The sequence below is a fragment of the Tritonibacter multivorans genome (assembly GCF_001458415.1).
Lineage (GTDB): Bacteria > Pseudomonadota > Alphaproteobacteria > Rhodobacterales > Rhodobacteraceae > Epibacterium > Epibacterium multivorans.
Genome location: NZ_CYSD01000012.1, coordinates 111,730 through 134,186, shown reverse-complemented (window position 1 = coordinate 134,186; position 22,457 = coordinate 111,730). Strand labels below are relative to the sequence as shown.

The following is a 22,457-nucleotide window of genomic DNA, read 5'->3' as shown; positions in this document are numbered from 1 at the left end:
TGGCTTTGGGCAGGTAGGAAAGGGGATCGACGAAATCCGGAGCCGACATGAGCCAGTCCCGCAGCCCTTCGCATAAAGACGCCTATTCCCTGATCCTTGACGCGATCGATGTGGGCATGTTCAAGCCGGGCGATCGTTTGGTCGAAAGCGATCTGGCCGATCGTTTTGGGGTGTCGCGCACGCCGATCCGCGAGGCGCTGCAGCGGCTGGAAACTCAGTCCCTGCTGGAACGCGATGGCCGGTCGTTGATCGTGGCGTCGCTGGATCACAATCAGATGGCTGAACTTTATGTGGTGCGCCGCGAGCTCGAGGGTCTTGCGGCCAGCCTTGCCGCCCGCCACGCCACCGCAGAAGAGGTGCAGGTGCTGCATGACATGGTCGCCGCCGATGATGCGCTGATTGACGACCCGGTAGAGCTGGCCAAGGCGAACCGCCGCTTTCACCAGCAGATCCATTTGGCCTCGCACAACCGCTATCTGGTGCAGCAGCTGGATCTGGTGCACCGCTCCATGGCGCTGATGGCGACCACGTCGTTGGCGGCTGAGGGGCGTGGTAAGATCGCGCAGGACGAACATAAGGCGATTGTGGCAGCCATTGCCAACCGGGACGAAGCCGCAGCAGGGCAGGCGTTGAAAGACCATATCTCGGTTGCCTTCACGACCCGCCTGAAACAAGACGCCGACGGGCGCGCGACGAATAGCTGACAGCCCTATTCGGCACCGCCATGGTCGCCATGCTGTGTCTTGTCCCAGAAAAACGGCGCGGCAAAAACCTCGTAAAGCGCCTTTAGGGCTGCCGCGCAGGACATCAGGAAATAAAGCGGCATCAGGGGCGCATTCCACGCCAGATACCCCCGTCCTGATGCCCGTGCCCCGGCAATCCAGATGGAAATGCTAAGCGCCTCGAACAGGATCAGCGCGGTTGCGCTGAAATGCAAAATCGCGGGCGGCACATAGGCCGATGCGGGATGACCCAGCCCCAGCACAATCAGCCAGAAGCTCCATAACACCGGACCCATCAGCGACTGACCAATAGTGCCGAGGAAAAACGCCTGAAACCCGAGAAAACGCCGGGGTCCCAATTCGCGCCACAGACGGCGGGGATGGCGCATATGCACCAGATAGGTCATCATAAATCCCTTCAGCCAGCGCGAGCGCTGCTTGATCCAGGGGATGACGCGGCTGTTGGCTTCTTCATAGGTGGTGACGGCAACCATTTCGGTGCGCAGCCCGCGGCGGGCAATGCGCACCCCCAGATCGGCGTCCTCGGTCACATTATGGGCATCCCATGCGCCAAGCTGTTCCAGCGCATTGCGGCGGATGAACATAGTGGTACCACCCAGCGGCAGCACCAGACGCAGCCGCGCAAGACCTTGCATCAGCACCCGGAACCAGCCGGCATATTCCAGCGTGAAACAGCGCGAGATCCAATTGTGATCGCAGTTGTAGTAGTCCAGCACCCCTTGCAGGCAGACGACTTCGGGTGGAGCGGTGGCAAAATGATGGGCCACGCGGTGCAGCTGGTGAGGCTCTGGCGCGTCTTCTGCATCCCAGACCCCAATAATATCGCCCCGGCAGAAATTCAGCGCATAGTTCATCGCGCGGGGCTTGGTCTTGAGCGCGCCGTAACCCGGTACTTCGACCACCCTGAACCAATCGGGCAGGTCCGCCAGGCGTATGGCGTCTTGGGTGATCTGGTCGTCCTCTTCGACCACCAGCAAAACTTCCAGCCGGTCGCGTGGATAGCTGAGGCGGCAGAGCCTGCGCAGAAGGTGGCGGCCAATCTCGGCCTCGCGAAACAGCGGCACCAGCATCGAAATACGCGGCAACACTTCGGAGGGCAGGGCAACGGGTTTGAGGCGGGGCGGCCGGAACTGACCAATCAGCCCGGTCGCGCGCAGAGCAGTGAACATAAGCAGCCCAATCAGGGCAAAGCCAGAGGCAAGCGTCGCCAGAAAGGCTGGGGCGACGAAACACAGGGTGATCAGCAAGCCGAGGCAGGCAAAGGCCAAGGGGCGCGCAGCCGTTGGGTCAAAGCTGCGGCAGCTTTCGACAGCCGGGACAGATTGGCTGGCGTCTTTGGTCAGCTCTGGGTCGAACTGGGCCAAGAGGTGCTTTTCTATAACATCGGCTGCGGCCATGACGGGCAATAGCGTGTCGAAATCGTCTTTTAGGGCCTCTTGCAGGCTGGGCAGCACGGCCGGGTCGGCCACCAACACCAGGGCTGTTCGGCCCAGCCGGTCAAAGGGCAGGGCCGTGTGGCGCAGCCAGAATTGTGGCGGGTATTTGGCCAGTACATCGGTCAGCGGCCCCCGCGTGGGCACCAAAGGGCGGCCCTGATGCAGATGGCCGACCGTGTCGCGCGCGGGTTTTCGCAGCACACGATCCACCGCGTCGGCGCGCAGTTTTTTCAAGCGTTGAATATTGCGCAGATGGTCTTCGTGCAGCGCATCTGCGGCAATAGAGTGCTGTTTTCCGCGCGGCCCAAGCGGTGACGGCGGTGTGTCAAAAGAGGTCGGCGTGCCGGGGGTGGGGGCCTCCGGACGATGGCGATAGAGGATCCGCGCGCGCGGTCCGTGAGTGGCACGGATGTTCGATACCTTGCTGGCCATGCTCTAGGGCTAGCAGGGTTTCTCCGTTCTCCTAAGTCAATCGCGCATAAGCCCGCAAAGGCTTCATAAGAAACGCCCCCGCGCGATGGGCGCAGGGGCGTGTGTAAACGTCGTCCAGATCAGCCAGTTCAGGAGGCTTTGCGGGTCGCCATGGCGTCGGCAAAGCGTTCAAACAGGTAGAAGCTGTCCTGCGGACCCGGGCTTGCTTCCGGGTGGTGCTGCACTGAAAACACCGGGCGGCCGGACATGGCGATACCACAGTTCGAACCGTCGAACAGCGAAACGTGGGTTTCTTCCACGCCCTCGGGCAGGGATTGCGCATCAACCGCAAAGCCGTGGTTCATCGAGGTGATCTCGACCTTGCCGGTGTTGTTTTCCTTCACCGGGTGGTTCGCACCGTGGTGGCCGTGGTTCATCTTGATGGTCTTGGCCCCCAGGGCCAGCGCCAGCATCTGGTGGCCCAGGCAGATGCCAAAGACCGGCAGGTCGGTATCGCCGAGGATGGATTTGATCATCGGCACCGCATATTCACCAGTCGCGGCCGGGTCGCCCGGACCGTTGGACAGGAACACGCCATCGGGATTATGGGCCAGAACCTCTTCTGCGGTGGCTGTCGCCGGCAGGACGGTGACGTCACAGCCCGCAGAGGCCAAGCAGCGCAGGATATTGCGCTTGGCGCCATAGTCGATGGCAACAACCTTATGCGCGGGCGCATCCTGCTTGGTGTAGCCTTCGGGCCAGGCCCAACGCATTTCGTCCCAGCGATAGGATTGCGCGCAGGTGACCTCTTTGGCGAGGTCCATGCCTTCAAGACCGGGCCAGGCGCGGGCTTCTGCCACCAGCGCCTCAATGTCGAAGTTGCCTTCGGGATCGTGGGCCAGCGCCACATGCGGCGCGCCCTGCTGGCGGATCGCACGGGTCAGGCGGCGGGTGTCAATGCCGCCGATGGCGATGCGGCCGGTGCGGGTGAGCCAGGCTTTCAGTTCTTCGGTGGCGCGCCAGTTGGAGGATTGTGTCGGGTCCCATTTGACAACCATGCCAGCAGCGACGGGATCACCGGTTTCGTCGTCTTCCGGGGTCACGCCAACGTTGCCGATATGCGGGAAAGTGAAAGTCACGATCTGGCCCGCATAAGACGGGTCTGTCATGATTTCCTGATATCCGGTCATCGCGGTGTTAAAGCACAGCTCGGCGACACATTGACCGGTTGCGCCAAAGCCGTGACCGTAAAAAACGGTGCCATCAGCAAGGGCCAGACAGGCGGTGGGCTTCATTTGGGCGGTCTCAGCCATGACGCGACTCTCCATGCGGGCAAAATTCATGGGTGTTTAAGGGGCGCACGGTTTCTGGTCAAGCGTTGTTCGGGGCGTTGTTGCGGGTTGTGGGAGGCAGATATGCATATCGCCGCGCCCCGATTTGGTTGGGTTGAAATGGTAAAGGGTTTTCTGTAACCCTGCGCTTTCTGGATCCACTTGGACGACGAGAACACATGGACACGCGAACCCGGGTCAACACGGCCCTCAAACAGGCGATGAAAGACAAGGACGCAAGCCGTCTTGCCACCCTTCGCCTGATCAATGCCGCCATCAAAGACCGCGAAATTGCGGCCCGTGGCGCAGGCGAGGACACCGTGATTGGTGACGCCGATATCCTTGCCATTATGGGCAAAATGACCAAACAGCGCAAAGAAAGCGCACGCGCTTACGAGGAAGGCGGCCGCCTTGATCTCGCTGAGCGCGAACTGGGCGAGATTTCGATTATCGAAGAGTTCCTGCCCAAGCAGCTGAGCGATGACGAAGTTGAAGCCGCGATCAAAGAGGCCGTCTCTGAAACGGGGGCCGAATCGATCCGCGACATGGGCAAAGTCATGGGCGCGCTGAAAGAGAAGTACACCGGCCAGATGGACTTTGGCAAAGTGGGCGGTTTGGTGAAATCCGAACTGTGTACGGCCAAAGACGCCTAAGCGGGGCCAAAGCCACCGCAGATTGAATAAGGAAAGGGGCCCGCCAGTCGGGCCCTTTTTCTATTGGTGTGTCGTCTTTGATCGCAAAGAACCGTCTGGTCCGCGCAGGATGTGGAAAATTTGTTAGGCTTTTTCTGTGATTGTCCCTGCAAACCAATGTCCTGAGAAGAGGGAGCGGTCCTTTGCAAACGACCACCACAGATTTGAGCCTGCGAGAGCAGGAGCTTGTTCGGATTGTGTCTCAGAAAGCGATTGATATGCATAAGACGCATGTTCAGGCGCAGATCGATGTGATCCCGAAATTCAAACTGCGCAAAGAACATGTCAAAGGCGCAGAGCTGCTTGTTGATCGCGATGAGCTGTTGGAGCGCATGCCAACAGGCGGCAAGGTTGCGGAACTGGGCGTCGATGAAGGCAACTTTAGTGCCCGGATCCTTGAGATCACCAACCCCGCGACACTGCATCTTGTCGATGTCTGGGGGGATGCGCGCTACCACGAAGGCAAGGCGCTGTCCGTACAAAGCCGCTTTGCTGATGAAATTGAAAACGGCCAGGTGGATATCACCCGTGGCCTGTCTCTCGAGGCGGTGGATGCGTTCGAAGACGGGTATTTCGACTGGATCTACATCGACACTGACCACAGCTACCAGACAACCATCCAAGAATTGCAGCAATGGGCCCCAAAGGTGAAAGCCAATGGTGTGATTGCCGGGCACGACTACACCATGGGCAATTTTACCAGCGGCTACAAATACGGGGTGATCGAAGCCGTGGCAGAATTCTGCACGCAGAACAATTGGACCCTCTCTTACCTGACGGCCGATTTTGCAGAGAGCAACAGCTTTGCGATCAAGCGGATGGCGAATTGATCAGCTGATAGACTAACCTGCTGGGGCATCACATTGTGGTGCCCTTTTGCATTGTTTCCCTTCAGGGTTTGCCGAGCGCGACGCGGAGATCGTCGAAAAGCGCCTTGCGTTCGTCCTCGGACAGAAACGCACCGATCTCCACCTCGCGGCCGCCGCCCTTGAGCGTCACATAGTGCGGAACCGGGCCTTCATGCGGGTGCAGGGTGACCTGCGCCCAATAGCGGTTGCAGGACCACTGCTGTTCACCCTGCCGGTCGCGTCGCACCAAAGTGGCCTCATCCGGGCCAAGCGTCAGAACCTCGAGCACTTGCGCATGTGCCCGATTGCGATCCAGCGCGAATTTCATGCCAAACAGCGCAAGCGCCAGAAACGGCAGCAGCCCCCACAGCAGCACCGATCCCAACAGCACCAGCAGTGGCAGCGCAATCAACAGCGCGGTCACGGCCAGAAACCCGGCATAACCCTTTGGGGTCAGGGATTGATGCGGCCAAAGGTGCAGCTCTCCTGCATCTGGGGTGGGCGGTTTTGTCCAGTCGTAGGGCATGGGGAAAGTTTAGCGTGCTTGAGGCAAAGAAAAAGCCCCGAAGCGGTTGCTCCGGGGCTCTTTTGATCAGGTCGCGCAAGCCTTAGTGGGCGTGCGGTTTGTCCCAGTCTTCCTGCTTTGGCAGGATCTCGAACGTGTGCTCCGGCGGCGGAGAGGGCAGGGTCCACTCCAGCGTGTCGGCATATTCGTTCCAGTAGTTGTTCTGCGTGATCTTTGCACCGCGCAGCAGCGAGTAGATCACCACCCCAAAGAACAGGATAAAGGAGGCAAAGGACAGGAACGCACCGTAGGAGGAGACCTTGTTCCAGAAGGCAAAGCCTTCGGGATAGTCAATATAGCGGCGCGGCATGCCCTGGCGACCCAGGAAGTGCTGCGGGAAGAAGGTGAGGTTGGCACCGATGAAGAACATCCAGAAGTGGATCTGTGCGCCCAGCTCGTTGTACTGACGGCCGGTCATTTTGCCGAAGTAGAAGTACACACCGGCAAAGATCGCAAAGACCGCACCAAGGCTCATCACATAGTGGAAGTGGGCCACAACATAGTAGGTGTCATGATACGCCCGGTCCACAGACGCCTGCGACAGCACCACGCCGGTCACACCGCCAACGGTGAACAGGAACAGGAAGCCAAAGGCAAACATCATAGGTGCTTTGAACTCGATCGAACCGCCCCACATGGTGGCAATCCAAGAGAACACTTTCACGCCGGTCGGAACCGCAATGACCATGGTGGCCAGCATGAAGTAGGCCTGTTGGTTCAGGGTCATACCCACGGTGTACATGTGGTGCGCCCAAACAACAAAGCCCAGAACACCGATTGCAATGATCGCCCAGACCATCGGCAGATAGCCAAAGACCGGCTTGCGCGAGAAGGTGGCAATCACGTGGGAAATGATACCAAAGCCCGGCAGGATCACGATGTACACTTCCGGGTGGCCGAAGAACCACAGGATGTGCTGATACAGGATCGGGTCGCCGCCGCCAGCAGGGTCAAAGAAGGTGAAGCCAAAGTTGCGATCCATCAGCAGCATGGTGATCGCACCCGCCAGAACCGGCAGTGACAGCAGGATCAGCCAGGAGGTGACAAAGATCGACCAGCTGAACAGCGGCACTTTGAACAGGGTCATGCCCGGTGCGCGCATATTCAGGAAGGTGGTGATCATGTTGATCGCACCCAGGATCGAGGACGCGCCCGACACGTGCACCGCAAAGATCGCCAGATCCATGGAGTAGCCGCCCTCTTTCACCGACAGCGGCGGGTACAGAACCCAGCCCACGCCAGAGCCCATCTGGCCATTGCCACCGGGAGAGAAGACAGAGCAGACCGCCAGCGAGGTGCCAGCCACATACATCCAGAAGGACAGGTTGTTCATACGGGGGAACGCCATATCCGGCGCGCCGATCTGCAGCGGCATGAAATAGTTGCCAAAACCACCAAACAGCGCCGGGATCACCACGAAGAACATCATCAGGATGCCATGTCCGGTGATCAGAACGTTCCAAAGGTGTCCGTTGGGTGTACAGGGATCGGCCATAAAGCCTTCCTGACACATGTACTGAACACCGGGATCCATCAGCTCGAGGCGCATGTAGACGGTGAATGCCACCGAAATGAAGCCCGCGATTGCCGAAACGATTAGGTAGAGAATGCCGATATCTTTGTGGTTCGTGCTCATGAACCAGCGGGTGAAGAAACTCCGCTCGTCCTCATGGCCGTGACCTTGAATGGCTGCGTCTGCCATTTGGGGTGCCTCCTGTTCAAACCCGACAGGCCTAAACAGGGGTCCCGTACACAATCGTGCACATTGGTGGAGCCCCGGCAGCTCTGCCTCCACCGCTAGTTCTAGATCGCCAATGGTTACCCATCAATGGCGGAGTTTGATCTAGATCAAGAATAATTGTCGCATGTAGCGGCCAGCTCTTGGCAATTTCGGATGGTTTTGCGGTCGGACCCTGTCTGTCAGCGCTAAAGGGGGGCTCTGGGCGCGGATGGCTTGACCTTTGGGGCTATTGCCAGCCACAAACGCGTCAAATAGATCAACGAAAGTGAGCGCCCCATGACTGCGTCCGACCAGAGCCCCGCATATGATTCTGACAATATCTTTGCCAAGATCCTGCGCGGCGAGATCCCGTCGACAGCTGTGTACGAAGATGATGATACGCTGGCCTTCATGGATATTATGCCCCGTGCCGATGGGCACCTGCTGGTGATCCCGAAAACCCCGTGCCGCAATGTGCTGGATGCCAGCCCCGCGCAGCTGGAGGCCGTGATCCGCACGGTGCAGAAACTGGCGGTTGCCGCCAAGGCGGCTTTTGCGGCCGAAGGCGTGACCATTCAGCAATTCAACGAAGCAGCGGGCGGGCAGGAAGTGTTCCACCTGCATTTCCACGTGCTGCCGCGCCACGAAGGTCTGCCGCTGCGTCCGGCAGGTCAGATGGGCGATATGGATGCAATTGCGGGCCACGCCGAAAAAATCCGCGCCGCGCTGTGATGGATCTGGGCACTGCCGCTAGCGCGGCAGCAGCCCTTTTTCCTTCAGAACCGGAAGATAGGTGCGCGATACTGGCAGTGCGCGCCCGTCGCTCAGGGTGACCTCTGCTGCAGAACTCTTGCGCTGGGCTGCGGTCACCGCACCATCGGCGACCCAATGCGACCGGTGGATCTGAAACCCGCCGCCCGCTTCGCGAATGGCATCGGTCAGCCGCATCAGAACCATTTCCCGTCCTTTGGTGGTGGTCACTTCGACATAGTGATCCTGCACCGACAGCGAAATCAGATCGCCGCGTTTGTCCAGGGGCAGCCTGTTGATGAGCGCGGGCACAGGACGCGGGGCGGCCTCGGCTCGGGACCCACTGTCTTGCGATAGCTGATCGGTCACCCATGTAATCAGCCCGTTGACGACAATGGAAATGGCAAGCGTGTTGAGCGCAATTGGCACCGTATATCCCCGGCGCAAAGGCGACAGGCCAAAAACCAGCCAGTTCATGAAGAACACTTCAGCCAGAACCGCCGCGCCGATTGCGCCTCCGACAAGCGCCACCACTGCAATGCCGCCGGGATGGGGTAGGGGCGGGAAGCGTTGCGTGAAAGACCGCATCAGGCAATTCACAAAGCTGCCGGTAAACAATGTCAGGCAGGCCAGAAACACCCAATAGAACAACCGCATCGCCAGAGACAACGTGTCCTCGGTGCCAAAAGGCGCCAGCAGCCCCAGGATCAACCCTGCGCCTGCGGCACAGATCCATGGGGTCGGTATCCGCATCAGGGCATGCAGTTCACGTATCGCGAAGTGCAGAGCGGTGAAGTCCACGTGGTTTTCCTTCCATTGGCGTATGTTCGCTTTTGGCAGCGCGCAGGCTGGGCGAGGGTCGGGTCAGAACTTTCTGCGGCCAGTCTCTTGGCCCCTGATAAACTCAAAGGAGCCCACCCTTGGCAAGTCTTTCCATTGATTTCAGCGTCTTCCTCGCGGTTTCACCAATTGTGCAGGTCCATAGTGTTGCCGGTCTTGCGGCGCTTGCCCTGACGCCGACGGTACTGTGGCGTCAGCGGCGGGATCGGCTCCACAAGGTCTCAGGCTATATTTGGGTGGCGGCGCTTGCGGTGCTGGCGCTGAGTTCGTTTGGGATCTCGGGGATCGGCACGTTTGGCTGGCTCAGCCCTCTGCATGGGTTGGCGGTGCTGACACTTGGTACGCTGGTTGTGGCCATTCGTGCGGTTGTGCGCGGCGATCTCGTCACGCATGAACGCGCAATGCGCAACTTGGCGACCTTTGGAATGGGCCTGCCGATGGTGTTGAATTTCCTGCCGGGCCGCACGTTTTCAAAGGCGGTTTTTGGGGCCAACCCGACGGTTGGCCTGTGGAGCATGGCCACGATTTTTGCAGCGATCCTGATCTGGCGCTTCTGGCGCGGCCGACTGCGGTCGGGGTTCAGTGCTCTTCCGGCGGAGTAAACACATCTTCAAAGGCCCGGCGCAGGGCGACATCGACGTCGTCCATTCCCACGGGCAGGCCCAGATCCACAAGGCTGGTGACGCCAAATTCGGTAATGCCACAAGGCACGATGCCTTTGAAATGGTCGAGGTCAGGTTCCACATTGATCGAAATGCCGTGGAAACTGACCCATTTGCGCAGGCGGATGCCAATGGCGGCGATTTTGTCTTCGGCCAGCGCGCCGGTCACGGTGCGGGGGCGGTCAGGGCGTTCAACCCAGACCCCCACTCGGCCTTCGCGGATGTGGCCGGTGATATTGAACTCGTTCAGCGCATTGATCACCCAAGCTTCGAGCTGCTGAACAAACTTGCGCACGTCCTTGCCGCGTTTGTTCAGGTCCAGCATCACGTAAACCACCCGTTGGCCGGGCCCGTGATAGGTGTACTGGCCGCCACGCTTGGTCTCGTAAACCGGGAAGCGGTCCGGGTCGGTCAGATCTTTGATATTGGCTGAGGTGCCCGCCGTATAAAGAGCCGGGTGCTCCAGGAACCAGATGCATTCCTCCGCCTCGCCTTTGGCAATCGCCTCTGCCCGCGCTTCCATAAAAGCGGCGGCCTCTTCATAGGGCACAAGCGCATCCGATGTGATCCATTCTACCAAGGCCGAAGTCTCCTTTTCGTGTGGGCCGCGCTTATGCGCGAACAAGCTGCAGGATATCCGGACTCGCCACAAGGGCGAAGGCTGGGTTATCCTGCAGACGTAGTATCCAAGTTTCCCAGTGCATAGAGGGCCGTCCCATGACTTCCAAGCCCAAGACCCAAATACAATCTTCAAAATCTGTAACCACAGCCCGTCGTGCCGCGCCCTTAAAGGCAGCACTTGCGGCCTGTCTGTTGACCACAGCAGCAAATCCCGTGGCAGCCGACAATCTTGGTGCCGCTTTGCTGGGCGGTATTGTTGGCGGCGTGATCGTCAATGAAGCCAATAAGAACAAGCAAAAGAAACGCACCGTTGTGCGCAGCAGCAATTACAGTGCCGCGCGGGCTGCCAATCGCGAAACGCAGACCTCGCTCAATTACTTTGGATTTAATGCGGGCACCCCGGACGGTGTGTTCGGCAGCCGGTCGCGCGCCGCGGCGAGCCAGTATCAGGCCTATATGGGCTTTCCCGCCACCGGGCGGCTGACGCAATATGAACGCGATTTCCTTGTGTCATCCTATAACCGCGCTCTGGTGGGCGGCCCGCAGGTGATCAAAGCCATGCAAAGCCCGAATGGCGTGCGCAATGTGCTGATCGTATGGCGCGACGAAGCCATGGGCGGTGGCGGGGCTTCTGGCCACGGGGGCTATGGCTATGCCGGTCTGCCCGTTGAGGTCTCGGATGCGGTGGATGAAATTGCGGCCAGCGCCGAACCCACGGCAGAGCAATTGCTGCAACGCTCGGGTTTTATCTCGCTGGCGGATATGAATGGGGACGGGCGCAACGATTATATGATCGACACATCGGTGTCGGGGTCGTCTTTCTGGTGTGGGGCGTCGCAGTGTTCGGTGATGGTCTTTGCGTCTACCCCCGGTGGCTATCAGCGCAACGATTTCCTTGCCCGGGGTGTGACGGTGGCGGATTTCTCCTGTCATCAGGGCACTTGCCGCCTGAATCAGCAGCCGCAGACGCAGTTGGCCGCCACCCCGGCGCAACCGGCAGCCCCGGCGCCTCAGCCGCAGCAAGAGGCCACCGTTCTGACTAATACAGCGCCACAGCCCGAGCAGGGGCTGGGTGGTTTGCAGCTGTTCCAGGCGCCGACCCCCGCAACGCAGACCGCGTCCCTGACCAGCCATTGTTCGAAGGTGAGCCTGCTGACCAGTTCGAACGGCGGCTATGTCACGGCGGCGACGATGACCGACCCGGAACTGGCGCTGGGCGAACAATTCTGTCTGGCGCGCTCTTATGCGATCAATAAGGGCGAAACGCTGGTCAGCAACCTGTCAGGGGTAACGCCCGCGCAGGTTGATGCGCAATGCGACCAGTTTGGCCCCGCTGTGCAGCCCTATCTGGCAAAGCTGCCCACCCGCAGTTCTGCCGCGCTGATTGCCGAGGTGCAGAAGTTCATCCTGTCGTCCAACATGTCTTTGGAGCAGCTCGAGGTGACCGCGGGCATCTGCCTCTACTCCGGGTATCGCCGCGACAATATGGATGTGGCGCTGGGCGCCGCGCTGACCATGTCCGGACTGGGCAAACGCCCCTATGCCGAATTGGTGGGTCACCATCTGGCCTTGGGATTTGGTGTGGCCCCAATGGTGAGCCAGGCGCAGGACTGGTATTCCACTGCGCTGACCGCGCTGGATGGCGGGGCAGAGCCGGTTTTTGCGCCCGGCCAACCTGAACGCATTGCGCTTTTGAAGGCAGCTGCGGCGGGTCTGGGCGGTCAGACATTGGCGCAGCCGGTGCCGGCCGCAGCTGAAGGCACTGGCCTGCCAAGTTTCTCACTTGGTGACTGATCCGTTCCGGGGTGGTTTTCCCCAGAAAGCAAGGCTTTAGCGAGGGGGCGCGACAGGTTCGTGCCCCCTTTTTTCCTGTTTCGGCCAAAAGTCGAAAAAAACGCGATTTTGCTCTTCACATCCCCAGCGGGCTGGTCTATACGCCCCTTCACCAAGCCTAAGACAGTGCGGTCGTGGCGGAATTGGTAGACGCGCAGCGTTGAGGTCGCTGTGGGGTAACTCCCGTGGAAGTTCGAGTCTTCTCGACCGCACCATTCACACTCTGATGTGAGACTGGCTGAATATCCCCAAAGATCCTGAGCATGAGAGTTCGCGTTTTTCTGGTGGGCTTTTGGGTCCTGTGCTGTTGTGTTCGCTGTTAAATGCGGACGCCTTTCGCCGGCGCCAGCGCATAGCCTTCCCCTTCCAGTCGCGCTTTGAGGTGCCGTGCCATCTGAAGCGCAGTCTCGCCGTCGCCATGCAGGCAGATGGTGTCAATCTGTGCCGGTATGCGTGCGCCACTGGCCGCAAGAAGGGCGCCATCGTGGAGCATCGTCAGGACCCGATCCGCGGCCTCGGCCGGGTCGTGGATGACCGCGCCGGGTTCCCCGCGTGATACCAAAGTTGCATCGTCATTATACGCACGGTCGGCAAATATTTCGCCCGCCCAAGTGCAGCCAAGCGCACGGGCGACACGTTCCTGCGCCGTGCCGGAAATGGCGAAAATGACCAGTTCGGGATCCACCATCAGTGCGGCCTCATAGCAGGCGCGGGCAATCGCTTCGTCCTCGCTGGCCATATTGGCAAGCGCACCATGCAGTTTCAGATGGCGCAGCTGGCCGCCTGCCGCCCGCGCCATCGCCTGAGCTGCCCCCAGCTGGTATGTGACCAGGTTGGCCAGTTCCCGCGGCGACAGCGACACCCGACGCCGACCAAAACCTTGCAGGTCCGCAAAGCCCGGATGTGCGCCAAGACCAACACCGTTGCGTACGGCCTCTGACATGGTCTGTGCCATTGTGTCGGCATCGCCCGCGTGAAATCCGCAGGCGACATTGGCCGAAGTCACGATGTCCAAGAGGGCGGCATCATTGCCCATGGTCCAGGGGCCAAAGCTTTCGCCCATGTCGGCGTTCAGGTCGATGGTTTTGGGCTGAGAAGACATGGGGGCTCCTGTTGGTTTGGCGCTATGGGATGTCCAGATCATCCCCGGCGGTGACGCCGCTGACCAATTGGTAACTGAGCAGGTCACGAATGTCTTGCGGTGCTCGGGTGAGGGGGGTCAGTTTCTGGCGCAAGGCAGATAGGATTTCACTGTCGCATCGCATCGCATCACGGGCCATATCCAGTGTCACCTGCTGGAATTGCAAAGTGGCGCCGGGTTGGCATTGTGCCACACGGGGCAGATCTTCGGGCAGCACAGTGCCAAGTCGCGGATAGCCGCCGATGGTCTGACATTCGCTGAGTAGGACAAAGGGCTGGCCATCGCCGGTCATCTGGATGTCACCTGCGGCAATGAAATCAGACAATAGGCCGGTGGCCGCCGGGGTCGAGAAGCCTTGCCCTGTGCTTTCCAGCGCGACGCCCTGCCGATTGGCGCGCTGACCTTTTGTGAAGCGGGTGTCGTAGAAACGGGCGCATGTCTCGGCTGCAAACAAATCGGTTTGCGGACCCGGCATCACCCGGCAAAGCCCGCCCTCAAAGCGGGTGTCCGTTGGCAAACACAGCGGAGGGGCGTCCGTTTGAACGGCGTCGCCAAATTCCAGCTGGCAGCCCGCTGTCAGCCGCGCTCCGATCCCTGCGGCGAAATGCGTGGCAATACTGCCCTGCCAGGGTGTCACAGCGGTGCCTGTTGGCAGATGCGCAGACAACACAGGCGCAGAGAAGCTCAGATAGCCGTAGGTGCCCGCGCGCACGCCGCCAATCCGAAGCTCTGCGCCGACAGGCAGCAAATGGGACGCATTCCATGCCAAAGGCTGCCCCTCTAACGTGGCGGTCATTGGCGCGCCGGTCAAAGCGATGCGCAAAGGGGCAGTGGCCGTAAAGACCCCACCGGCACCGGCCATTTCGAGCGCGGCCAGGGGCGCAGGCAAAGACAGCAGCGCAGCGCCTTCGAGCAGAGCAAGCCGGTCGGCCGCGCCACCGGGGGATACGCCCTGGCTGACCAGACCATTGCGGCCCATGTCTTGCAGGCTCAGCCCCGGGGCGGCTTGAAGAATTTGCAATTGTGTCATGACAGGATTTCGCAACGTGCGCCTCCGCGGCCGTCGCGGTTGTCTGCCAAAAGACTGTGCATTTCAGCGTCAGAAACGGCGCGGAAGCAGAGCGCATCGCCAGCGTCCAGCAGGAACGCAGTGTTGCGATCGGCAAGAAAGGGGCGAAAGGCGGTCAGCCCCACCTGACGCCAGCCGGTTGGGCTGGGGTTGGCAAAGAGTACAAGCTGTCGCAGCGCGGCCGTGAGCGCGCCCGCCGGAACTTCGGGGGTCAGGTCGCTTTGTCGGGGAAAGTCCCACACGGGCGGCAAGAGCCCAATATAGGGCTGCCCTGGTGCAAAGCCGATGGCCAGCACCCGCAGGTCTGTGTTTGTCAGTGTCCTGATCGTTTCCTGGGTGGTTTGCCCGGTCAGGGTTGCGACCTCGGTCAGTTGTGGGGCGAAATCAGGACCAAAAGCCACCGGGATCTGCCACCGTCGACGGGGCGGAGGGCTGCCGTCCTGATACCAGTCGCGGCTTTCAGCCAGATCTCTGAGCAGCGCAGACAGCGCCCCGACATCTGTTCGGGCCGGGTCAAACACCACGCGCAACGACGCCAGCGCCAGGGCCACCTCGACCACACCATCAAAGGCGATCTCTTTGAAAGCCTGCGCATAAGCCTGCACCGCCCCTGGGTGGTCGCGGCCCCCATGGGTGGCGAAACGCACCACAAAGCTGTCCAGCCCAAGCGGGAGAACGTCGGGCGCAGCGCAGGTGGGTTGAAACGGAGGATCCGAAAGGGAAGGCGGCATAGCTGGATGTGCGGGATCTTTATAGGGGGGCCGAAAGCGGGTGTCCTTTCATGGCGCAAGCTCGTGACCCTATCAAGGGGCAGGCGAAGGCCGTCGTGCCGAGAGTGGCCATTTCTTGCTGAGTGCCTCCAGACAGTCCCAAACGGGGGTTGCGCCCTTCTTTCCTTTGAACGGTTTCCCGACCGATAGGTTAGTTTTTGGACCAAAAGTGATTCGGTTTCATCGATGGTTGGCTGTCGGGGCGTGCGGAATTCTTGCCAAAGCGGTGGCATTGGTTCCATTTCGGCAACTGTGGGGCGGGCAGGGCATTTGGCCTGTGTCTTGTCGACTGAAGCAGGCGCAGTATTTCCGCCCTTGCGCAAATATGGGCCAAAAAGGGGCATTATTTCCGGAAACGGGAAACAATCAGGGCGTCAAGCCGCTTATTGCCAACCAAATCCGAGAATTCCCAGCGCCTCTAAGTTGAAAATATGGCAGGCGGCACACACCGGTTTCCTGCCTACAACGTGTCTATTGAATAGGCTCTTAAAAAATGGGGAGAATTTATTGGCATTTTTATCTTTTTCCGCAGCCCCTTGATGGGGTACCTCCATTACTGCCCATCTGGGGATGGTGGTCTGACGCCTGGCGTCGGCATGGAGTGAGGTGACGGGGGTACGCTTTCGTCACGACATAGACAGGCAAATCTCTTCCTCTGAGAACGGAGGGAATTGCGCAAAGCGGGGGCTCTGCCAAGCGCCCGCCTTGGAATTCTGTCGCGGACGCGTTGCGTCCGCCCATGCTGCTATTTGGATTTCGGTCTGCTTCCCCCGGAAAGTCATGTCCCCGCCGCGCCTGTTGCGCTGTGGACTGGGCATCTTGAAGAGGAGAGTTTGATGATCACGTCGATGAATTCGATTTATCAGAGCCAATATTCCACTGCGCCGACCGCGGTGCAGGACCAGCGGATGGCGTCCGTAAACTCTGCTTTGACCCAAACGACTCTTCTTTTGATCGGCTGAGCCCGACTTGACACGCGCCCCACGGGCTCGCTGACAGCATAAGGACATTTACGATGACAACACCTCGCCAGTTTACACTTTATACCTTCGAAGACCTCAATATCACCGCGACCTTGGGCGGTGTGTTTTACGACGGCGGCGAACCCGCGACCGCGACAGATGGGGATCTGAACGCGATCACCGTCAACCTGACCGACGATGACGGCTACCTCGAGGATCAACCGGGCGCGTATGGTGCGAACGACAGCGGCGACAATCAGGTTCTGACCGAGGACGTCTCTGACGAAGGCACGACCTACCTTGAAGCGGGCGAAAATATTTATGCCTTGGGGTCCGGCACCTATTACAACGAAACAACTGGCGAAACCGGCACCTATTGGGTGATCGGTTCGAGCTCATATACCTCTTCGGAATTCGGCATCTCGACCAGCAGCCCCATCAATGCGGGGGATGTGATCAGCTATGGTCAGATCGACTACTACGACAACGCGCTGCCTTATGGCACCATCGTCGCCCCCGAACCAGAGCCGGATGGGGTTGTGGACGGTGAGGCCACCGGTGAAGTCATGGATGTGGGCTACGACGACGCGGACGGCGCCACCGATGGCGGCGGCGACCTGATCACCAATGGCGACGACACCATCCTGGGCAATGGTGGCAATGACACCATCACCGCAGGCGGCGGCGATGATCTGGTTGAAGGCGGCTCTGGCGACGACAGCATCGACGGCGGCACCGGCGCAGACACCATCTATGGTGACAATGCGTCTGCTGCCGAGGCCACATTCGTACGCGAAAGCTTTGAGTGGGACGAACTGAACGGTGGTGCAATCACCGACGGCACTGCGATTTCCGACGTCACACAGGACACCGGCAATGTGACCGTTGGCTTCCGCGTGCTGTCCAGCAGCGGCGCAGAGAACCAGTTTGCCATCGAAGAACAGAATGTATCCGGCATTGATGACGGCTCAGAGACCATCGACAACACCAGCGGTTTCAGCTCTGATCTGACGCCTGCGGCCGGTGGCTCTGCCAGCTACGAGCTGACTTTTGATCAAGGCGTTGAAAACCTCGACTTCCGTATCAATGACGCGGATGGCTCGGCCATCGTATCTGTGCGCGCCTATGATGCAGACGGCAACGAAATCCCGGTCGATTTCACCCTGGGCAGTGGCCTCAGCGCCTCTGGCAGCACCGGCTTTGAAACGGCACCGGGCAGCATTGGTCATTATGCAGATGAAGACAGCGCCCAATTCTCTGCGCTGGTCGAGGTCGCAGGCCCCGTGTCGCGCATTGTGATCGACCACGGTGAAGGCGACTACAACTCTGGCATCTGGTTCTCGGACGTCTATTTTGACGCGCCCGAAGGCGTCGTGGACACCGGAGAACCCGGCGATGACACCATTGATGGCGGGGAAGGCGCGGACCTGATCTATGGTCAGGACGGCGATGATAGTATTCTGGGCGGAAGCGGCGAAGACACCATCTACGGGGATGGTACCGGCGAGCTGACCTATGCCTACACTGCGACAGCAGATGTTACCAAACAGGCGAGCTTTACCAATCAGGACGGTGATGTGGTCACGCACACCGTCACCAGTAGTATCGGAACCCCCGACACGGTCGCGTATAACGGTTTGGACGGCTATTGGGTCGCAAATTCCAACGACGGCGACAACGAGACCCACACCCACAGCTTCAGCCAAGAAGTCGCAGGCACTTCAATCGCATTCAACGGGACAAATATAGGTGAAGAGTGGTTCATCGTTTTGGATGGCGTCACACTCGACCTGAATGAAGCGATTGCCGAAGGGCTTGTTACCCTGAACGACCCGAGCGGCGATTACGCGATCACTGCAAATGGAGCCGTGACGGGGTTGATTGTGGCGGGTTCTGGTGTAGATCCGGCGGTCGCCACGCTCGACATTCAGATCCCGTTCACCTCGTTGCAGATCCAGCATGTGGATACAGACGGGGCCACCAGCTTTGGCACGGCTTATGAGATTTCAGCTTACACCGACGTCCTATCCACAACCGAGTTCACCGGCAACGACACCATCGACGGCGGTGCAGATGCGGACTTGATCTATGGTCAGCAGGGTGATGACAGCCTGCTGGGTGGCACCGGCGACGACACCATTTATGGCGACAGCGGCTCTGCGGGCAGTGTCGTCTCCGGTGGCGAAGACTACACCCTCGACTGGAGCGGTCTGCCTGCCTCTGGTTCCACTACGTTGACCAGCGGTGGCGAAGAGGTCGATGTGACCTATACCTCTGGTTCGGGCTGGACCACGGGCAATATTGGCGGCACGGACGTTCTGCAGCGCGCCAGCCAGAACGATGATGCACCGGTCGAGATCGCCTTTGACACCCCGGTTGAAAACCTGACCTTTGAACTGTTCGATATCGACGAAGGTACAGGCAGCTGGGACGATGAGTTCACCATTCTGGCGCTGGATGCCGATGGCAATCCGGTCGAAATTCAGGTGACCAACACGGCGCACCATGTCGTGACCGAAAACCCCGATGGCAGCGTCGAGATCGACTCGGGCGGGGCTTCCAACCCGGGCGTCGAAGGTTCCGGCGCGGTAGACAGCGTCACCGTGACCATCCCGGGTCCGGTGAGCGAAGTCACCATTATCCACGGTCCGGGCGAGGTCGCCTCGATCACCGGCACCGTTGGCATTGCCGACCTGAGCTTTACCACCGTTGAAACCACCGAAGGCGACGAGGGTGGCAATGACACCCTGATCGGCGGAGAGGGCGCGGATGTTCTGTACGGTGAAGGTGGCGATGACACCTTTGTTGTGGCTTCGGGTGAAGATGGCGACGGCGACGTGATCACCGGCGGCGCAGGCCCTGACGACACGGCTGACAATGATACGCTGGATCTGCGCGGCGCGGGTCGTGTGACCATTGACCAGACCACAGATGCCACCGACAGCGGGGCCGTCACCGGGACTGTCACGTTTGAAAACGGGGAAACGCTTGAGTTCTCGCAGATCGAGACCATCCTGACCGATCCGCAGAATGTTGACCCGGACGCGCAGGACGACAGCGAAACGCTGGACGAAGATACCAGCGTTACCTTCAACCCGCTGGCCAATGACACCGATGGCGATGGTGATGACCTGACCGTTGTCAGCTTCACCGATCCGGAGCACGGCACCCTGGTGCAGAACCCGGACGGCACCTTCACGTATACGCCGGATGCGGATTACAACGGTGACGACAGCTTCACCTACACGGTTGAGGACGGCTTTGGGGGCAGCGACACCGCGACCGTCAACCTGACGGTGACCCCGGTCAACGACGCGCCGGTTGCCGAGGATGACACTGCGACCACGCCGGAAGACACCCCGGTCATCATCGATGTTCTGGGCAATGACAGCGATGTGGACGGCGATGATCTGACGGTGACTGCGGCGTCGAGCCCGAACGGTGATGTGACCATCAACCCCGATGGCACGCTGACCTTCACGCCGGACGAGAACTACAACGGCCCGGCCGAGATCACCTATACGGTCGAAGACGGGGAAGGCGGTTCGGACGAGGGGACCGTCACGGTTGACGTGACCCCGGTCAATGACGCGCCGGTTGCCGAGGATGACACTGCGACCACGCCGGAAGACACCCCGATCATCATCGATGTTCTGGGCAATGACAGCGATGTGGACGGCGATGATCTGACGGTGACTGCGGCGTCGAGCCCGAACGGTGATGTGACCATCAACCCCGATGGCACGCTGACCTTCACGCCGGACGAGAACTACAACGGCCCGGCCGAGATCACCTATACGGTCGAAGACGGGGAAGGCGGCTCGGACGAGGGGACCGTCACGGTCGACGTGACCCCGGTCAACGACGCGCCGGTTGCCGAGGATGACACTGCATCCACCGACTTCGAGACCGCGGTTGTTATTCCGGTTCTTGCCAATGACACCGATGTGGATGGTGACGATCTGACCGTGACCGAGGCCACCAGCCCGAACGGGACTGTTGTGATCAATGGCGATGGCACCCTGACCTTTACCCCGGATGCGGGCTTTGAAGGGCCGACCACCATTGAATACAGCATTTCCGATGGCAATGGCGGCACGGACTCTGCAACAGTTGATGTGACTGTGAACGACCAGCCGCTGGACGGTATTGTCGAGGGCACCGATGGCGGTGATCTGATCGACGTGGATTACGTCGGCGACCCCGAAGGCGATAGGGTCGACAACAACGACGAAATCCTGCCGGGTGAAGGCCCCAACGACGATATTATCGAAGCAGGTGGCGGCAATGACACCGTCTTTGCAGGCGAAGGCGACGATGACATTCGCGGCGGAACGGGGAATGACAGCCTCGTTGGTGAGGAAGGCGACGACTCGATCAAAGGCGGCAGCGGACAGGACACGCTGGACGGCGGCGAAGGGGACGACACCCTGCTGGGCGGTGGCAATCGTGACACCATTCTTGGCGGCGAGGGCAGCGACAGTGTTCTCGGTGAGGGTGGCAATGACCTGATTGAAACAGGAAATGGCGAAATTCGCCCGGATATCGGCTACCCCGGCCTGTTCCCGGCAGACGATGACCCCGAAGACGACCGCGACTTTGTCGATGGCGGCTCTGGCGATGACACCATCTCGACCGGTGATGACGCTGATACGATTATTGGTGGCAGCGGCAACGACGAAATCGACGGCGGCATTGATGCGGACTCCATCACCGGCGACGAAGGGGCGGACCGTATTGTCGGCGGCGAGGGCAGCGACACCATCCTCGGCGGCATTGGCAATGACACCATCTACGCGGGCAATGACCCGGATGATGGTCTGGACAGCCTGAACATCGAAGATGATGGCTCCAACCCGTTTGGCCCGGATCTGGCGCCCGACAATGGTCAGGATCTGGTCTATGGCGGCGAAGGCGATGACCTTATCTTTGGCGCTGATGACGACGATACGCTCTATGGTGAAACCGGCAATGACACGATTGATGGTGGCATTGATGATGACCTGATCGATGGCGGCGCCGATGACGACAGCCTGATCGGCGGTCAGGGGGACGACACCCTTCTTGGTGGCAGCGGCGATGACGTCCTGTCCGGTGGTATCGGTGCTGACAGCCTGGACGGTGGCGCAGATCGCGACACCTTTGAGGACGTCACCGCAGGCGATACCGTTGATGGTGGCGGCGCGGGCGACGACTATGACGTGCTGGACCTGACGGGCTCTATTCAGGATCCGGACGGGGATCTGACCGTGACCATCACCGGTCCGGACAGCAACGGCAACGGTGTCGACGGCTTTGTCACCTACTTCGACGAAGACGGCAACGAGACAGGTCGTCTGGACTTCACGGAAATCGAAGAGATCATCCCCTGCTTCACTCCGGGCACGCTGATTGCAACCCCGCGGGGCGAGGTCGCTGTCGAGCTGCTGAAGGAAGGCGATCAGGTCATCACCCGTGACAATGGCCTGCAGACCATCCGCTGGGCCGGCGTGCGCACCATGTCGACCGAGGAGCTTTCTGAGGCAGGCAAGCTGCGTCCGGTGATGATCCGCGCAGGCGCATTGGGCAAAGGCCAGCCGCAGCGGGACATGGTTGTGTCGCCGAACCACCGCGTTCTGGTGAACTCTGGTCAGGTCGAGCTGCTGTTTGAAGAGAACGAGGTTCTTGTGGCAGCCAAGCATCTGGTTGGCCTGGAAGGCGTGGAACGTCTGGGCAATGATGAGGTGACATACATCCACATCATGTTCGACCAGCACGAGGTTGTGTTGTCCGACGGTGCCTGGACCGAAAGCTTCCAGCCCGGCGACATGTCCCTCAAAGGTGTGGGCCGTGAACAGCGCGAGGAGATCCTCGCAATCTTCCCAGAATTGGCGACCCGCGATGGTGTCGATGCCTATGTGGCGGCGCGCCGGGTGCTGAAAAAGCATGAAGCCGCGCTGCTGCGCCACTAAGGGCGGGCCTTCTGGCCTCACAGATTGAACAATCGGACACGGGGCGCGCCAAGCGCCCCGTTTTCTTTTGGCGATAGGGTACCGGTGGCCTGCCACGGTAAGGATACTTTTT

Annotated in this window: 17 protein-coding genes and 1 tRNA gene; 9 read left to right on the top strand and 9 right to left on the bottom strand. The window is 60.1% G+C overall.

The features are described from left to right. The first annotated feature begins 47 nt into the window (after positions 1–47). Positions 48–704 carry a GntR family transcriptional regulator gene (locus TRM7557_RS01910; protein ID WP_058288515.1) on the top strand — a complete coding sequence of 219 codons (657 nt, stop codon included), beginning with the start codon at positions 48–50 and terminating at the stop codon, positions 702–704. 5 nt (positions 705–709) lie between these two features. Here the strand turns inward: TRM7557_RS01910 and TRM7557_RS01905 are convergent, their stop codons facing one another. Together TRM7557_RS01905 and carA are read right to left on the bottom strand one after the other, a co-directional pair. Then, positions 710–2,611: a glycosyltransferase gene (locus TRM7557_RS01905; protein ID WP_082626482.1), complete on the bottom strand. Its 1,902-nt coding sequence runs from the start codon at positions 2,609–2,611 to the stop codon at positions 710–712. A gap of 128 nt (positions 2,612–2,739) precedes the next feature. Then, on the bottom strand, positions 2,740–3,903 hold the full coding sequence (gene carA, locus TRM7557_RS01900; RefSeq protein ID WP_058288913.1) for a glutamine-hydrolyzing carbamoyl-phosphate synthase small subunit: 1,164 nt from the start codon (positions 3,901–3,903) through the stop codon (positions 2,740–2,742). Between the two features lie 197 nt (positions 3,904–4,100). Here carA and TRM7557_RS01895 point away from each other — a divergent pair, with 197 nt between their 5' ends. Together TRM7557_RS01895 and TRM7557_RS01890 are read left to right on the top strand one after the other, a co-directional pair. After that, on the top strand, positions 4,101–4,574 hold the full coding sequence (locus TRM7557_RS01895) for a GatB/YqeY domain-containing protein (RefSeq protein WP_058288514.1): 474 nt from the start codon (positions 4,101–4,103) through the stop codon (positions 4,572–4,574). A 257-nt stretch (positions 4,575–4,831) separates the two neighbouring features. Continuing rightward, the gene (locus TRM7557_RS01890) at positions 4,832–5,443 is read left to right on the top strand and encodes a class I SAM-dependent methyltransferase (RefSeq protein WP_074941879.1); all 612 of its coding nucleotides are present in this window, start codon (positions 4,832–4,834) and stop codon (positions 5,441–5,443) included. A gap of 61 nt (positions 5,444–5,504) precedes the next feature. Here TRM7557_RS01890 and TRM7557_RS01885 read toward each other — a convergent pair whose 3' ends face one another. Further along, entirely contained in the window at positions 5,505–5,987 is a 483-nt protein-coding gene (locus tag TRM7557_RS01885; RefSeq protein WP_058288512.1) for a DUF2244 domain-containing protein, read from the bottom strand. A gap of 82 nt (positions 5,988–6,069) precedes the next feature. Then, the gene (locus TRM7557_RS01880; RefSeq protein WP_058288511.1) at positions 6,070–7,728 is read right to left on the bottom strand and encodes a cytochrome c oxidase subunit I; all 1,659 of its coding nucleotides are present in this window, start codon (positions 7,726–7,728) and stop codon (positions 6,070–6,072) included. A 315-nt stretch (positions 7,729–8,043) separates the two neighbouring features. On the opposite strand from TRM7557_RS01880, the gene TRM7557_RS01875 reads away from it, so the two are divergent. Beyond that, complete coding sequence (locus TRM7557_RS01875; RefSeq protein WP_058288510.1) at positions 8,044–8,478, top strand: HIT family protein; 435 nt, start codon at positions 8,044–8,046, stop codon at positions 8,476–8,478. A gap of 18 nt (positions 8,479–8,496) precedes the next feature. Here TRM7557_RS01875 and TRM7557_RS01870 read toward each other — a convergent pair whose 3' ends face one another. Next, positions 8,497–9,297 (bottom strand): LytTR family DNA-binding domain-containing protein, encoded by an 801-nt coding sequence (locus TRM7557_RS01870; protein WP_058288509.1) that lies wholly within the window; start codon positions 9,295–9,297, stop codon positions 8,497–8,499. Between the two features lie 119 nt (positions 9,298–9,416). Between TRM7557_RS01870 and TRM7557_RS01865 the strand changes: the two genes are divergently transcribed. Continuing rightward, complete coding sequence (locus TRM7557_RS01865; RefSeq protein WP_058288508.1) at positions 9,417–9,938, top strand: DUF2306 domain-containing protein; 522 nt, start codon at positions 9,417–9,419, stop codon at positions 9,936–9,938. On the opposite strand, the gene lipB is transcribed toward TRM7557_RS01865, so the two are convergent. Next, complete coding sequence (gene lipB, locus TRM7557_RS01860; protein ID WP_058288507.1) at positions 9,916–10,578, bottom strand: lipoyl(octanoyl) transferase LipB; 663 nt, start codon at positions 10,576–10,578, stop codon at positions 9,916–9,918. The two genes, TRM7557_RS01865 and lipB, sit on opposite strands and share 23 nt — an antisense overlap. A 233-nt stretch (positions 10,579–10,811) precedes the next feature. On the opposite strand from lipB, the gene TRM7557_RS01855 reads away from it, so the two are divergent. Continuing rightward, the gene (locus TRM7557_RS01855) at positions 10,812–12,413 is read left to right on the top strand and encodes a peptidoglycan-binding domain-containing protein (protein WP_328586531.1); all 1,602 of its coding nucleotides are present in this window, start codon (positions 10,812–10,814) and stop codon (positions 12,411–12,413) included. 167 nt (positions 12,414–12,580) lie between these two features. Next, positions 12,581–12,667, top strand: a tRNA-Leu gene (locus TRM7557_RS01850). A gap of 104 nt (positions 12,668–12,771) precedes the next feature. Here the strand turns inward: TRM7557_RS01850 and TRM7557_RS01845 are convergent. From TRM7557_RS01845 to TRM7557_RS01835, 3 genes are read right to left on the bottom strand one after another with little or no spacing between them, the layout of a single operon-like run. Further along, positions 12,772–13,554, bottom strand: coding sequence for a LamB/YcsF family protein (locus TRM7557_RS01845; RefSeq protein ID WP_058288506.1), 783 nt, complete (start codon positions 13,552–13,554; stop codon positions 12,772–12,774). A 22-nt stretch (positions 13,555–13,576) separates the two neighbouring features. Continuing rightward, positions 13,577–14,623: a 5-oxoprolinase subunit C family protein gene (locus tag TRM7557_RS01840; protein ID WP_058288505.1), complete on the bottom strand. Its 1,047-nt coding sequence runs from the start codon at positions 14,621–14,623 to the stop codon at positions 13,577–13,579. Further along, complete coding sequence (locus TRM7557_RS01835; RefSeq protein ID WP_058288504.1) at positions 14,620–15,393, bottom strand: 5-oxoprolinase subunit B family protein; 774 nt, start codon at positions 15,391–15,393, stop codon at positions 14,620–14,622. The genes TRM7557_RS01840 and TRM7557_RS01835 overlap by 4 nt, the downstream gene beginning before the upstream one ends. A gap of 875 nt (positions 15,394–16,268) precedes the next feature. Between TRM7557_RS01835 and TRM7557_RS20335 the strand changes: the two genes are divergently transcribed. Both TRM7557_RS20335 and TRM7557_RS01830 read left to right on the top strand, forming a co-directional pair. Further along, positions 16,269–16,394 (top strand): hypothetical protein, encoded by a 126-nt coding sequence (locus TRM7557_RS20335; protein WP_268873704.1) that lies wholly within the window; start codon positions 16,269–16,271, stop codon positions 16,392–16,394. Positions 16,395–16,447: 53 nt separating this feature from the next. Further along, a complete protein-coding gene (locus TRM7557_RS01830) occupies positions 16,448–22,345 on the top strand; it encodes a cadherin-like domain-containing protein (RefSeq protein ID WP_058288503.1) in 5,898 nt (1,965 codons plus the stop codon). Positions 22,346–22,457 lie beyond the last annotated feature (112 nt).

What these genes read in the sequence shown, in the direction of transcription:
- TRM7557_RS01910 (WP_058288515.1), top strand. Translation starts at nt 48, where the DNA reads ATGAGCCAGTCCCGCAGCCCTTCGCATAAAGACGCCTATTCCCTGATC.
- TRM7557_RS20335 (WP_268873704.1), top strand. Translation starts at nt 16,269, where the DNA reads ATGATCACGTCGATGAATTCGATTTATCAGAGCCAATATTCCACTGCG.
- TRM7557_RS01840 (WP_058288505.1), bottom strand. Translation starts at nt 14,623, where the DNA reads ATGACACAATTGCAAATTCTTCAAGCCGCCCCGGGGCTGAGCCTGCAA.
- TRM7557_RS01835 (WP_058288504.1), bottom strand. Translation starts at nt 15,393, where the DNA reads ATGCCGCCTTCCCTTTCGGATCCTCCGTTTCAACCCACCTGCGCTGCG.
- TRM7557_RS01885 (WP_058288512.1), bottom strand. Translation starts at nt 5,987, where the DNA reads ATGCCCTACGACTGGACAAAACCGCCCACCCCAGATGCAGGAGAGCTG.
- TRM7557_RS01905 (WP_082626482.1), bottom strand. Translation starts at nt 2,611, where the DNA reads ATGGCCAGCAAGGTATCGAACATCCGTGCCACTCACGGACCGCGCGCG.
- TRM7557_RS01880 (WP_058288511.1), bottom strand. Translation starts at nt 7,728, where the DNA reads ATGGCAGACGCAGCCATTCAAGGTCACGGCCATGAGGACGAGCGGAGT.
- TRM7557_RS01895 (WP_058288514.1), top strand. Translation starts at nt 4,101, where the DNA reads ATGGACACGCGAACCCGGGTCAACACGGCCCTCAAACAGGCGATGAAA.
- TRM7557_RS01890 (WP_074941879.1), top strand. Translation starts at nt 4,832, where the DNA reads ATGCATAAGACGCATGTTCAGGCGCAGATCGATGTGATCCCGAAATTC.
- TRM7557_RS01875 (WP_058288510.1), top strand. Translation starts at nt 8,044, where the DNA reads ATGACTGCGTCCGACCAGAGCCCCGCATATGATTCTGACAATATCTTT.
- TRM7557_RS01845 (WP_058288506.1), bottom strand. Translation starts at nt 13,554, where the DNA reads ATGTCTTCTCAGCCCAAAACCATCGACCTGAACGCCGACATGGGCGAA.
- carA (WP_058288913.1), bottom strand. Translation starts at nt 3,903, where the DNA reads ATGGCTGAGACCGCCCAAATGAAGCCCACCGCCTGTCTGGCCCTTGCT.
- TRM7557_RS01830 (WP_058288503.1), top strand. Translation starts at nt 16,448, where the DNA reads ATGACAACACCTCGCCAGTTTACACTTTATACCTTCGAAGACCTCAAT.